The sequence below is a fragment of the Asprobacillus argus genome, assembly GCF_032248395.1.
Classification (GTDB): Bacteria; Bacteroidota; Bacteroidia; order Flavobacteriales; family Flavobacteriaceae; genus Polaribacter; species Polaribacter argus.
In genome coordinates this window covers 53,102-66,814 of sequence record NZ_JAVTTO010000002.1, presented here as the reverse complement: position 1 = coordinate 66,814, position 13,713 = coordinate 53,102, and the positions used below count along the sequence as shown (strand labels likewise).

Annotated in this window: 8 protein-coding genes; 5 read left to right on the top strand and 3 right to left on the bottom strand. The window is 36.0% G+C overall.

Annotated features, from left to right (window positions below; genetic code table 11):
* Positions 1–16 precede the first annotated feature (16 nt).
* The 3 genes from pgmB to RQM59_RS04235 all read right to left on the bottom strand — a co-directional run bounded on the left by pgmB (position 17) and on the right by RQM59_RS04235 (position 3,232).
* The gene (gene pgmB / locus RQM59_RS04245) at positions 17–694 is read right to left on the bottom strand and encodes a beta-phosphoglucomutase (protein ID WP_349240835.1); all 678 of its coding nucleotides are present in this window, start codon (positions 692–694) and stop codon (positions 17–19) included.
* Positions 684–2,066 (bottom strand): MFS transporter, encoded by a 1,383-nt coding sequence (locus RQM59_RS04240; RefSeq protein WP_349240834.1) that lies wholly within the window; start codon positions 2,064–2,066, stop codon positions 684–686. Before RQM59_RS04240 ends, pgmB begins: the two co-directional genes overlap by 11 nt.
* A gap of 146 nt (positions 2,067–2,212) precedes the next feature.
* Complete coding sequence (locus RQM59_RS04235; RefSeq protein WP_349240833.1) at positions 2,213–3,232, bottom strand: LacI family DNA-binding transcriptional regulator; 1,020 nt, start codon at positions 3,230–3,232, stop codon at positions 2,213–2,215.
* A 198-nt stretch (positions 3,233–3,430) separates the two neighbouring features.
* On the opposite strand from RQM59_RS04235, the gene RQM59_RS04230 reads away from it, so the two are divergent.
* The 5 genes from RQM59_RS04230 to RQM59_RS04210 all read left to right on the top strand — a co-directional run bounded on the left by RQM59_RS04230 (position 3,431) and on the right by RQM59_RS04210 (position 13,636).
* Positions 3,431–6,343 carry a SusC/RagA family TonB-linked outer membrane protein gene (locus RQM59_RS04230; RefSeq protein ID WP_349240832.1) on the top strand — a complete coding sequence of 971 codons (2,913 nt, stop codon included), beginning with the start codon at positions 3,431–3,433 and terminating at the stop codon, positions 6,341–6,343.
* Between the two features lie 12 nt (positions 6,344–6,355).
* Positions 6,356–7,960, top strand: coding sequence for a RagB/SusD family nutrient uptake outer membrane protein (locus RQM59_RS04225; RefSeq protein ID WP_349240831.1), 1,605 nt, complete (start codon positions 6,356–6,358; stop codon positions 7,958–7,960).
* A gap of 19 nt (positions 7,961–7,979) precedes the next feature.
* The gene (locus RQM59_RS04220; RefSeq protein ID WP_349240830.1) at positions 7,980–9,077 is read left to right on the top strand and encodes a SusE domain-containing protein; all 1,098 of its coding nucleotides are present in this window, start codon (positions 7,980–7,982) and stop codon (positions 9,075–9,077) included.
* Positions 9,078–9,102: 25 nt separating this feature from the next.
* Positions 9,103–10,785 (top strand): SusE domain-containing protein, encoded by a 1,683-nt coding sequence (locus RQM59_RS04215; RefSeq protein WP_349240829.1) that lies wholly within the window; start codon positions 9,103–9,105, stop codon positions 10,783–10,785.
* Positions 10,786–10,846: 61 nt separating this feature from the next.
* Positions 10,847–13,636 carry an alpha-amylase family glycosyl hydrolase gene (locus tag RQM59_RS04210; RefSeq protein ID WP_349240828.1) on the top strand — a complete coding sequence of 930 codons (2,790 nt, stop codon included), beginning with the start codon at positions 10,847–10,849 and terminating at the stop codon, positions 13,634–13,636.
* The last annotated feature ends 77 nt before the right edge of the window (positions 13,637–13,713 follow it).

Genomic DNA, 13,713 nt, shown 5'->3' with positions numbered 1-13,713 from the left:
TTCTTTTACTTAGTTATTAAGCATCAATTTTCACTTCGTTTTTCAACAGGTTATTTAAAAAATCTACACTGATCTCCGTGAAATCCTTAAATACATAATCTGCTTCATGCAATACTGCTTTGCTTCCTACACCTATCGATATCATATTGGCAGTATTGGCTGCTTTTACACCTGAAACGGAATCTTCAAAAACAATACACTGTTCGGGTTCCATTTCCATCGATTCGGCTGCCCTTAAAAACACTTCCGGATCTGGTTTTGCTTTTGTTACATTGGTACCATCAACAATAACATCAAAGCTATCGTACAAGTTTACTTTCTTTAAAATGGTTCTGGCATTTTGACTTGCCGATCCAAGTGCAATGGGTTGGTTTATTGATTGAAGATGTGCTAATACCTTAACAACATCTGGTAAGATCTCAGACTCATCCATCTGATAGACATGATTGATATAATCATCATTCTTTCTTGCCATCAATTCCATAAAAGTATCTTCCGATAATTCAATATTACCCCATGCTAAAATTTTTTCTAATGATTCTACTCGACTTACTCCTTTTAATTGTTCGTTCTGTTCTTCGGTAAAATCTACTCCCACACTGTTGGCTAATTTCCTCCAAGCGAGAAAGTGGTATTTTGCGGTATCCACAATGACACCGTCAAGATCAAATATGAATCCTTTTTTATTCTTCATATGCTTCGGATTGATATGTAATAGCGTTCTTTTCTGTAATTAAAAAATTACAAAACCCTGCAATTATTAAACTCGAGCCTGCAACAAGCATTGCATTAATTGTTTTTTCACCTAATAAACTAGAAACGTAATTGATTCCTCCGACTGCCGCTATAATTTGAGGGATCACAATAAACATGTTGAATATTCCCATGATTACACCCATTTTCTTTGGATCGACTGAACTAGATAACATTGCATAAGGCATAGATAAAATACTTCCCCAGGCAAAACCTATTAAAGCAAATGACAATGCCAAATATTCGGGAGATGGTATTACGTACATTGAGATGAATCCTATACCTCCTAAAATAAGTGAGGTCATATGCACATATTTTCTATTGATCCTTCTTTTAGCTGTATACAGTACCAAAATAAGCGCGAAAGCCATTGATGATAATCCGTAAATTCCCATATAAGATCCTACTTCATTGGATGCTTTTTGAAACGCCGTATTGGCAGTATCAAAAGCTGATTTCTCCACACTGTTATCCATATTGTAATTTGCTTCTATGGGCGCAGGTGTTTTATAAACGTGCTCAGTCAGTGCAGGATTTGCCATACTCCACATTGTAAAAAAGGCGAACCAGCTAAAAAATTGAATTAAACCTAGTTTTTTCATGGTACTAGGCATACTTCCAATATTGTTTATGATATCGGGAAGGAATTGATTCTTCTTCTTTTTTTCTTTTTTGAACTCTTCCATATCCTCCGGAGGATATTCCGATGTTGTAAAAACTGTATATAAAATAGTCACCAAAAAGACAATTGCTCCGATGGCGAATGCTACTTTTACAGACATTGGAATCACACCAGATTCTGCTGAATCACTTACTCCTAGCTTAGAAACCATCCAGGGTAAACTACTCGCAACCCAAGTACCTACACCAATAATCAATGTTTGTACAACAAACCCATAAGATCGTTGGGACTTTGGTAATTTATCGGCTACCAATGCCCTAAAAGGCTCCATTGAAATATTAATAGATGCATCTAGAATCCATAAGAATCCTGCTGCCATCCATAAGGCTGATGAATGTGGTACAAAAAGTAGTGCTAATGAGCTTAAAATAGCTCCGATTAAAAAGTAAGGTCTCCTTCTTCCCCATCTAGGATGCCATGTCCTATCACTCATATATCCAATAATTGGTTGTACGAGTAATCCGGTTAAGGGCGCAGCAATCCACAATATAGGAATATCATCTATTTCTGCTCCAAGTGTTTGAAAAATTCGAGACATGAAGCCTCCTTGTAATGCAAATCCGAATTGTATCCCTAAAAACCCAAAACTCATGTTCCAGATCTCGAGGAAACCTAATTTACGCTTCTTCATTATCGTAATTATTAGTTAATACTACGATAAGCGCGATGACTTATCAATTAATAAATGTGTGGAATGTAATTTATTGATAAATCGATTAATAAAGTCGTAAAGATATATATTTTTGGTTTACACTTGCAAAAAAACCAATTTTTCTACTACTTCGATTTCGTAGATTCTCGTACATGTAAGTTACTAGAAATCACTTTGGTTCTAGGTGGGAGCGATTCGTTTTCATTTTCAATTCTTTCTATAAGTAGCTCAACTGCTTGCCTTCCCATAGTCAATCCATGTTGTACAATTGCAGTAATAGAAGGAGACGAATATTCAGAGATCAACCCGTCTGTAAATCCTATTACCGAAACATCTTCCGGCACTCTTAAATTTTGCTCTTTAGCTAAACGAATGGCTATGGCCGCATATATTTCATTTACGGCAAAAATGGCATCAATTTCGTTATCAAACACCTTGGCTATTTGTGTTTTCGCATCTTCTTTTTCATCTATCTCTAGTACCAAATTCTCATTCGACATCAAATCGAATTCTTTCAATGCTTTTAAATATCCTTGTTTTCTTAAAGTTCCAATATTCACGTGTTCTGGAGTACTTAACATGGCTATTTTTTTTCTACCATTTTCTGCTAAATGCTTTGTTGCTTTATACCCTGCTCCAATGTCATCTACGATTACTTTATCACAAAAAATAGAATCATGAACTCTATCGAATAGCACCAATGGAATTTCTTCATTAACTAAACCTTGAAAGTGCTCGAAATGACTATTTTCTAACGTTTCATTAGATATAGAAACAATTAAGCCATCAACACTTCCGTTCGATAAAACTTTAAGATTATTAACCTCGCTTTCGTAAGATTCGTTCGAAAAGCACACCATAATATGATACCCTTTATCATTGGCCCCACTTTCAATTCCTTTTATTACCGTAGAGAAAAAATGATGCACAATTTTCGGTAAAATTACACCAATGACTTTCGTCTTTTGATTTCGTAATTGTAAGGCTAAATTATTAGGCTTGTAATTATAATAATCGGCATAGGCCTTTATCTTGTCCTTCGTTTCAACACTAATTTCATGACTATCTCTTAACGCCTTAGAAACAGTAGATGTCGACACCCCCAATTCTTTAGCGATTGTCTTTATGGTAATTTTTTGCCTCATTATTTACTAAAATCTTTGTTTTCAGGGTCGATTTTTGTCTAGTTTACAATTTTAACGAAAAAGTTGTCAACACGAAAACGTTTTCGGTAGTTATATACTAAAGGAGTAACTCTTTTAAATTATATATTCACGGTGTGGAATGTAAATTTATTGTTAATCACAAGTCAAATTTACGGTTATTTATTTAACAAAATATACATGAGAAAATTTAAATTATTGTTAACAGGTATACTTTTATGTTTCTCCTTTACCGTGTTTGCTCAACAAACATTAAAAGGGGTCGTAAAAGACAAAACAACGGGTGAAGGATTACCCGGGGTTACTGTGGTAGTTAAAGGTACTAATAACGGTACATCTACCGATTTTGATGGAAATTTTGAACTAAAGAATGTTAAATCAGGTGATACTATTGTAGTTACCTATTTAGGATTTAAAGAACAAGAGGTTACCATTGGAACAAATTTTAACATAACGATACAATTAGAAGAAAGCACAGAACGACTAGATGAAATTGTTGTTGTAGGATATGGTTCTACAACGGTAAAGGATGCTACAGGGTCTGTAGAAGCAATTACAGCAAAAGATTTTACGAAAGGAAACATTGTAACGCCAGAAAACTTACTATCAGGTAGAGTTTCTGGAGTAAGTGTTAAAACTAGTGGAGCTCCAGGTTCTGGATCTGAAATTAGAATTCGTGGCGGATCTTCATTAGGAGCTTCCAACAATCCTCTAATTGTAATCGATGGATTACCAATAAATGAAGGTTCTGTAACAGGTTCTAGAGGGATCTTAGCAAGTATCAATCCAAATGACATTGAATCTTTTTCGGTTTTAAAAGATGCATCTGCAACAGCTATCTATGGATCGAGAGCTGCAAATGGTGTGATTATTATTACCACCAAAAAAGGATCTTCTAGTTATTCTTTGGATTACGATCTACAATTCAACTTTGGTAAGCTAAATGATCGTGTAGACGTTTTTTCTGCAGGAGCATTTAGAGATCTTATTGCACAACGCAGACCAGGGGATCTTGGACTTTTAGGAAGTGCATCGACAGATTGGCAAGATCAGATCTTTCAAACTTCTGTTTCCACAATCCATAACCTATCTGTAAGAGGTGCATTATTTGATAAGATTCCAACGAGATTGTCTGTTGGATTTACTGATATAGAAGGTTCTATTTTAACATCAAACTTTAATAGAGCAAATGTTTCATTATCTATGAATCCTAGTTTTTTCGATGATCACTTAAAAATTGGATTGAATTATAACAGAGCTTTTGAGGATAGCAGATTTGGTGACTCTGGTCAAATTGGTTCTGCATTACGCTATGACCCAACACAACCCGTGTATGATGCTACAAACCCTTATGGAGGCTTTTATCAACACATGAGCGGAGCTATAATAGCAAATGGTACAAGAAATCCTGTTGCCGAACTATTGCTTCGAAATAATACAGGAAAAGTATTCAGACAATATGGAAACTTAAAGTTTGATTACAAATTTCATTTCTTACCAGAGTTAAGTGCTGTTGTAAACTTAGGAATTGATAAAACGAAAGGTTCTACAATTGACTTGAACGATTACGATTTAGGGAGACCATCAGCAGCTTTAATAAATGCAGGAGTAGATAGTAGAGGAAGTCAGGAAAGAAAAAATGAACTAATCGATGCATATTTAAAGTATGGAAAAGAGTTTGGAGATTTTAAGTTCGATGTAACAGCGGGATATTCATATCAGCGGTTTGAGAACTTTGGAAGTTTTACAGGGAACATTTTTGCGCCTAATAATGTAGCTTCTTCTTTTGCAGACCCAGATGTTGTCAATATTGGATATTTAGGTAGAGTGAATGTAAGCTATAAAGACAAATATCTTCTTACCTTAAACTATAGAAGAGATGGAACCTCTCGTTTTTCTGAAAAGAACAGGTGGGGTGACTTCGGAGGAGCTTCATTTGCTTGGCAAATGAGTGAAGAAGATTTCCTGAAAGACTCAAATGTAATTTCTACCTTAAAATTAAGAGCAAGTTACGGTCTTACAGGTCAACAAAATCTACCTGGTGTAAACGATTTATATTTACAGAGATATCGTTTTGGAAATCAAAACTCTCAATACTTATTTGGAAATCAGGTAATTTTATCTACCATACCTTCAGAAATCAATGAAGATTTGAAATGGGAAGAAACAGCTACTATCGAGGTAGGTATTGATTATGGTTTATTCGATGATAAAATAACCGGGTCTTTAAATGTATTTAAAAAGAACTCAACAGATCTTTTAGCAGATTCACCAACGGCATATAACTTTACCAATAGTGTATTCCAGAATAATGGAGAGTTTGTAACTAGAGGTATTGAATTTTCTGCAAGTGCAGATGTGATCGCTACAGAAGATATCAATTGGAACGTAAATTTCAATGCAACATTCTTAGATAGAGAAATTGAAAAATTGGCATTAGGACAAGATGTACAAATATTCAATATCTCAGGAGGTACTGGAGGGTACGCCGTGTTAAGAAGAGAAGGAGAAGCTCCAGATTCTTTTTATGTATTTAAGCAATTATATGATACTGCTGGAAACCCTATTGAAGGAGCTTATGCTGACTTAGACGGAAATGGTATTATCAATGATGATGATAGATACATTAAGGAAAATCCTCAAGCCAATGTTATATTAGGTCTTCAATCAAGTTTCAATTACAAAAAATTTGACCTAGCATTTAACTTAAGAGCAAACATTGGGAACTACGTATATAACAATGTAAATTCGTCAAGAGCTCAATATGCGTTATTACAAGATAATGCGGTGGCAGGAAACATTCCTACTTCGGTATTAAATACGAATTTTATAAATACGTCTGATGTTATAACCTCAGATATTTATATTGAAAACGCATCTTTTTTAAGAATGGATAATATCACATTAGGATATACTTTTGATAGACCTATAAAGAAATACAGCACAAACAGCGTTCGTATTTGGGCAGGTATGCAAAATGTGTTTACAATCACAAATTATTCAGGTCTAGATCCTGAAGTGTTTAATGGTATAGATAATCTAATCTATCCAAGAGCAAGGACTATCTTGTTGGGAGTAAACGTTAAATTTTAAAACAACATTATAATGAAAAAAGAATTCAACATATTTAAAATATTCGCGATTGCTATCTTTTTGTTAAGCATCACTACTTCATGTAATGATGACTTAAATATTACACCTGAAGATGATCAATCTGTATTAGGTGAAGATTTTTTCCAAGATGAAGCAGCATATAAAAGAGCTTTGGCTGGAATCTATTCAAACTTAGCACTGACAGGAGTAGACGGACCGACTTCATCAAATATTGATGGCTTAGATGCTGGTACCAGTCAATTCGGAAGAGTATTGGTATACCTGCAAACTTTAAGTGCGGATCAAATGATCTGGTCTTATGAGAATGATGCCGGAACTAGAGAGATTCAAAGAAATTTATGGACGGCTCAAAACCCTATTTTAACGGGTATGTTTGGTAGAAATGATGTAACAATTGCGTTTGCAAACAATTTTCTAGCAGAGACAACCGATGCTAAACTTGATGCAAGAAATGTTTCGACTGGTACAAGAGCAGAAATCGTAACATTTAGAGCAGAAGCCAGGTTAATGAGAGCATTAGCCTATTATTACGCTATGGATCTATTTGGTAAAGCCAATTTTTCTGATGAAACTACGCCGATTAATAGTATTCCTGCAGTATATGATAGAGCACAATTGTTCGATTTTATTGAATCAGAATTAGTGGCTATTGAAGCTGATTTACTAGATCCAAGACAAAACGAACATGGAAGAGCTGACAAAGGGGTTGCTTGGATGATTTTAGCTAAAATATATTTAAATGCCGAAGTATATATCGGACAAGCTAAGTACGATAAATGTATTGAATATTGTGATAAAATTATTGGAGGTGGTTATGCATTGGCAACAAACTATTTGCACAATTTTATGGCTGACAATAATACCAATTCAGCAAACAGCGAAATTATATTTCCTATTGTTTCAGATGGAGTATACACCCAGAATTATGGGCCTACAACCGTTATGATTAATGGTTCCGTAGGAAGCATTGAAAAAAATGGACTTGACGTTGGTGTAGGTGAAGAAGGTTGGGGCGGTGCTTTAAGAGTACGAAAGCAATTTGCTTTATTATTTAATGGAAGCCAGTTTAATAATGACACAAGAAATACTATTATTTCTGGTAATAGGTCAATTGAAATTACAGACATTTCAGATAGAGATCAAGGGTATATCATTCAAAAATACTCTAACCTAACATCTACTGGTGCTCTAGGAAGTGATCGGGAATTTGCTGATGCGGACTTCCCTCTATTCAGATTAGCAGATGTGTATCTAATGTATGCCGAATCTAACCTAAGAGGTGGCGGAGGTATGCTAGATGATGCTGTAGATTATGTAAATCTCCTTAGAATGAGAGCGGGGAATCCAGAAACTGTGACTAGCGGTATGTTAACTTTAGATTTCATTTTAGATGAACGATCTAGAGAATTGCATTGGGAAGCGCATAGAAGACAGGATTTGATCCGTTATAACAAGTTTACAGGAGGTAACTATAATTGGGTTTGGAAAGGAAATGGTAGCAACGGTATTGCATTACCAGCGCACTTAAATTTATATCCAATTCCTAATTCGAATTTAGCTACGAACCCAAATTTAACCCAGAATCCTGGTTATTAATTTAAAACGATTTTAAAAAATGAAAAATTTAAAACGATTTTCTATCACAAGTGTTCTTAGCTTAGTATTGCTTTTATTCTATTCTTGTGATGACAATTCAGACATATTCACGGTTTCACAACCAACAGCTCCCGTTTTAGCAGGTTTAAATTTCACTAACATCGAGTTAGATGCAGTGAACACGGACAATCCTGCCTTAACGTTAAATTGGCAACATGCTGATTATGGTGTACAAGCTTCTATAAATTATGCGATTCAATTTGCTAGTGATCAAGATTTTACAAATCCGGTCACTGCGGCAACCACAACAGGCCAGACTTCTGCAACACTATCAGTTAGTCAATTAAATTCGGCAGCTGGAAATGCTGGTTTGAACCCTTTTGAATGGGCAACCATATATGTACGAGTTGTATCCTCCTTGGGAGCTCAAAACGGAGTTCAATCAACTTCAAATGCGGTTAACTTTATGGTTTTCCCATATTTTAATTATGTATTTAATGATTACTTCTTAGTAGGAGATGCAACCGCACCAGGTTGGGATAACAATGGTAACAATCCTGCATTATTTAGAGATGAGAACGATCCAAATATATTCTATTATACAGGGCTATTTGCCAATAACGGTCATTTTAAAGTACTTGAAACAAAAGGACTTTGGCAACCACAATGGGGTACTGATGATGGCGTAACTGTTGGTACAAACCCTGGTGGCGGAACAGATCCAGAAAGATTCCCATATGGGGGCGGTAATGGTATTCCACAAGGGTTTTATACATTCACGATTAACTTTGCTTCAAACACGTTTACGTTTGAACCTTTCAACGCATCAGGTATAACGAGCCCAGCAAGTTTAACCTTACAAGGTTCAAGTACAGCCAATGTTGCAATGACTCCATTAGCTTTTGATGGGCATATCTGGTATGCGAATAATGTTCGTTTAACACCAGGAGATGTTGCATTTGTTACTGGAAGTGCAGATTCTTGGGGAAGTACAACTTCCTTCTCAGGGGTTGCAACTTCAGGAGGTGGATCTATTCCGGTGATTGTAGAAGATGACTACGATGTTTGGTTTAATGACCTTACAGGGCGTTATATTCTAATTCCTTTAAACCTATAAGTCAAACTAATACAAAAAATATAAAATGAAACGATATATAAAAAAACTGAGTTATCTCTTGCTTACACTCACCTTACTTATGGGTGCATGTCAGCCAGAAGAGACACTGATCATAACGCCTCCAAATGCAGAGTTTACATTGGACGCACCTGGTATTAGCAATGTGTACTTAAACTTCGCTTTACCAAATAATCCAGCGTTTACCATCACATGGAAAGATGATATTACTGGGAGTTCTGACTATACCGTAGAAATGTCAACAGATGATGCTTTTACATCACCAGTTACGCTAGGGACATCTACTACCGATAATTTTTCGATGACAGTTTCAGACTTCAATGATGCTATTGTAAGCACAGGAGTTACAAACTTTAGTGATATAGCCGTATACATGAGAGTAAATGGTGGGGGTACGTATACAAATAGTATTCTTTTTTTAGTAACAAGCTACCCTGTTAATGCTCCCACTTTTGGAGCTGGTGGAGCTGCGAATGGAGATTCATTCTCTTTATCGCTTGCAAATAATGATCAGATAGCAATTACTATCGCATGGGAAGATCCTATTTTGGCTTCTAACCTTGTTGACGTAGATTATTATGTTGAGGGAGCGGCACCAAGCACGAACTTTATTACACCGATAGAGGCAGCAATGGTAACGAATCAAACTTCGGTTACCCTTACCAATGCAGAGTTAAATGCTTTAGCAATTGAAAGTGGTATTGCTGTTGATGCAACAGGCGATTTAGAAATTCGTGTGCGATCTGTTATTACAGATGCTGCATCAGGTAGTGTTTTAGAAAGAATCTCTACATCCATCACTATTTCAGTAACCACGTATCTTACGGTGTTAGATTTATCAACAACATGGGGAGTGGTAGGTTCTGCTGCAAATAACTGGGGAGCAACTCCAGACTTACCCTTCTACAAAACAGATGTAGATGGTGTAATAGCAGCGTACGTGACATTAACAGACGGTGAAATCAAGTTTAGAGAGAACAACGATTGGGCCAATAACTATGGAAGTAATAGCTCTACTGGTGGTGCTTTAGTAGCTGGTGGTGGAAACCTAACAGTGAGTGCAGGTGCTTATAAAATCGTTATGGATTTGAATAATCTAACCTATACCATTGAAAGCTTCTCTCTTGGTATTGTGGGAAGTTCTTATAACAATTGGGGTGCAACTCCAGATTTTATGTTAGAATATGATCCTTATTCGGATGTGTTTAGAGGTATTGCTACATTACTTACTGGTGAAATGAAGTTCAGAATGAACAATGACTGGACGGTGAATTATGGCGACAATGGTAACGATGGAACTTTAGACGCAGGTGGTGCTAATATTGTTACAACGGCAGGAATTTATATTGTTACTGTGAATATGAACGATATGACCTACACTTTAGAGCCCATAGACTACGTGTGGGGATTAGTGGGAAGTGCATATAATAACTGGGGAGCAACTCCAGATGCGCAATTCACCAGAGATTGGTCACAACCTTTTGGCGATGTTTGGATATTAAGAGATGTAGATCTTTTAGCAGGTGAATATAAATTTAGAGCAAATAACGATTGGGCCGTAAACTATGGAGATAATGGATCAAATGGTACATTAGAAGCAGGTGGAGCGAATATTGTTTCTACAGCTGGCACGTATACCATTACACTGGATTTTACCGATCCAGCGAATCCAACATATACTGTTAACTAGCAATCTATTAAATATAAAAAAGGCTGATGTTATATCAGCCTTTTTTCAATAAACATATACTATGAAAAAACGAGTACTCTTCTTATTTATGGTGATGATAAGCCTTCTTGGTTTTTCTCAGGTGCAGGATGTTACCTATACCATTAGTCCTAATACATTTGAAGAAGATGATTCTATTACCATAACGGTAGACGGAACCACCTTAAATGAGGCATCTTGGGGTATTACAGACAACGCGCTATATATTTGGTCTTGGTCATATGATCTAAATGACGAAAATTCTATGGATTGTCCAACCAATGGAAGTTGGACAAATTCAAATGAAGCAAATAAATTAAGCTACAATAGTACGAACGATGAATATAGCATCACCTTTACTCCTTCTACTTTTTATGCCAGAACTGACATTGGAAGAATCGGTTTTTTGTTTAAGGCAAAAGATGGATCAGGAGACAAAAAAACACCCGATTATTATGCAGAAGTAGGTTCTTTTCAATTAACAAGAACGGCGCCTACAGACCAAACAACAATTATTACATCGGGACAAGTAGTTCCAATAACCGCAACTACCACATTAGCTGCTGATTTTGTTTTAAAAGCAAATGGTAATGTAGTGAACAGCTCTAGCAGTAGTTCTACTTCCTATAGCTATTCACCTACCCTTACAGAAAGTACCTTTTATGAACTAGAAGCAACAAATGGAAGTACTACATTAACCTCTTCATTTCAAATAATTGTAACCCCAACAGTCACTGAAGCCCCGGTTCCTGCCAATATGAAAGATGGTATAAACTATGACACAGGAGATAATACAAAAGCAACATTAGTTTTGTACGCACCTGCTAAGAACTATATTCATATAATAAGTAGTTTGAACAATTGGTTGGTAAACGACAACTATCTACTAAAAAAAGATAGTACTAAAGATCGTTTTTGGATTGAACTAACGGGGCTAACTCCTCAAACAGATATTACTTTTCAATACCTTATTGATGGAACCCTGAGAGTAGCAGATCCTTATTCTACAACAGTACTAACAGAATCGAACGATCAATTTATAGATAGTACCACCTATCCCAATCTACCCGCTTACCCTACAGGACAGACAAATCATTCTGTTAGTCTTATAAGAACCGGAGAAATTCCGTACAACTGGCAAATAACTAATTTTACACCTCCTGCAAAGGAAGATCTAGTAATCTATGAATTGTTAGTTAGAGATTTTGATGCATTACATAGCTTCGATGCAGTAAAAGCGAGATTAGATTACCTGCAAGACTTGGGTATTAACGCTATTGAATTGATGCCTGTTAGTGAATTTGATGGAAATAGCTCATGGGGATACAACCCATCCTTCCACATGGCGTTAGACAAATATTATGGAACCACAAATGCATTTAAACAATTGATTGATGAATGTCATTCAAGAGGAATTGCAGTAATTATAGATGTGGTATATAATCACGGTACAGGACAGCATCCTTTCTATAGGATGTGGAATACCGACAACGGTGGTTATGGCGGTCAAGCTAGCGTAGACTCGCCATTCTTTAATGCAGTAGCAACCCATCCTTTCAATGTTTTCAATGACTTCAATCATGAAAATCAAGCTACTAAAGATTACGTAAAACGAACCGTGCAATATTGGATAGAAGAATATAAAATAGATGGTATGAGATGGGACCTTTCAAAAGGTTTTACACAAGTATCTACAACAGATGTAGGTGTTTGGAGTTCTTATCAGGCGGGTAGAATTGCCATTTTAAAAGAATATGCAGATTATCAATGGGAAGTAGATGCTGATTCTTATGTAATTCTAGAGCATTTTGCTGACAACTCAGAAGAAACAGAATTAATTAACTATCGCGTTGGAGAAGGCTCCAAAGGTATGATGGTATGGGGTAACCACAATCATACTTATAATGAGGCAACCATGGGGTATCATGAAAATGGTAAATCTGACTTCTCTTGGATATCCTACAAAAACCGAGGCTGGACCGTTCCCGCTAACGTAAGTTTTATGGAAAGTCATGATGAACAACGTCTCATGTATAAGAATCTACAGTTTGGAAATTCAAACAGTGGTTACGATATTACAAATCTAGCGACGGCATTAGACAGAGAGGAATTGGCTGGAGCATTCTATTTTACCATCCCAGGCCCGAAAATGATCTGGCAGTTCGGAGAACTAGGATATGACATTGATATTAATTTCAATGGAAGAACAGGAGAAAAACCGATACTTTGGAATTATTTCAACGAAACAGATCGAAAGGACATTTACGATACCTGGGCTACCTTGATAGCACTTAAGAAAGAATACGACGTATTCAGAACAAATGACTTTACATTAGATGTTGCCAACACAAATGGATTAAAAACCATTCATTTGACAGACCCGAATGGAAGTTCTAGCTTAAAGTATGTAACAATTATTGGAAACTTTGGCGTTACTACACAAGACATCACTCCTGCATTTCAACAAGTAGGTACCTGGTATGATCTATTGGATAATAATACTACCATAAATGTGACAAATGTGAATAGTGTAATATCGCTACAACCTGGAGAGTATAAAGTATACGGAAGCAGCCCTTCAACATTGAGTACCGAAGATAATTCTATTTCTAGGTTTACAGTATATCCAAATCCATCAAGAGATTATATACACATAAATGTAAACGTAACAGAAATGATTATTTATAATATGCTTGGTAAGAAAGTGTTAGCCTATAAAGGAAACTATAGGCCTGACCATCCTTTTCATATTGGTTCTTTACCAAAAGGAATGTATATATTGAAAATGAAAGAAGCACATAAAACGACAACAACAAAACTGATTATAAATTAATATTGTTTTTCATTGATTTATTAAGGTCATGCTGTAAGGTGTGGCCTTTTTGTTGATTTAGAATTTCCGCAACAAAG

Coding starts and splice junctions, on each gene's coding strand:
- pgmB (WP_349240835.1), bottom strand. CDS start 694: ATGAAGAATAAAAAAGGATTCATATTTGATCTTGACGGTGTCATTGTG.
- RQM59_RS04240 (WP_349240834.1), bottom strand. CDS start 2,066: ATGAAGAAGCGTAAATTAGGTTTCCTCGAGATCTGGAACATGAGTTTT.
- RQM59_RS04235 (WP_349240833.1), bottom strand. CDS start 3,232: ATGAGGCAAAAAATTACCATAAAGACAATCGCTAAAGAATTGGGGGTG.
- RQM59_RS04230 (WP_349240832.1), top strand. CDS start 3,431: ATGAGAAAATTTAAATTATTGTTAACAGGTATACTTTTATGTTTCTCC.
- RQM59_RS04225 (WP_349240831.1), top strand. CDS start 6,356: ATGAAAAAAGAATTCAACATATTTAAAATATTCGCGATTGCTATCTTT.
- RQM59_RS04220 (WP_349240830.1), top strand. CDS start 7,980: ATGAAAAATTTAAAACGATTTTCTATCACAAGTGTTCTTAGCTTAGTA.
- RQM59_RS04215 (WP_349240829.1), top strand. CDS start 9,103: ATGAAACGATATATAAAAAAACTGAGTTATCTCTTGCTTACACTCACC.
- RQM59_RS04210 (WP_349240828.1), top strand. CDS start 10,847: ATGAAAAAACGAGTACTCTTCTTATTTATGGTGATGATAAGCCTTCTT.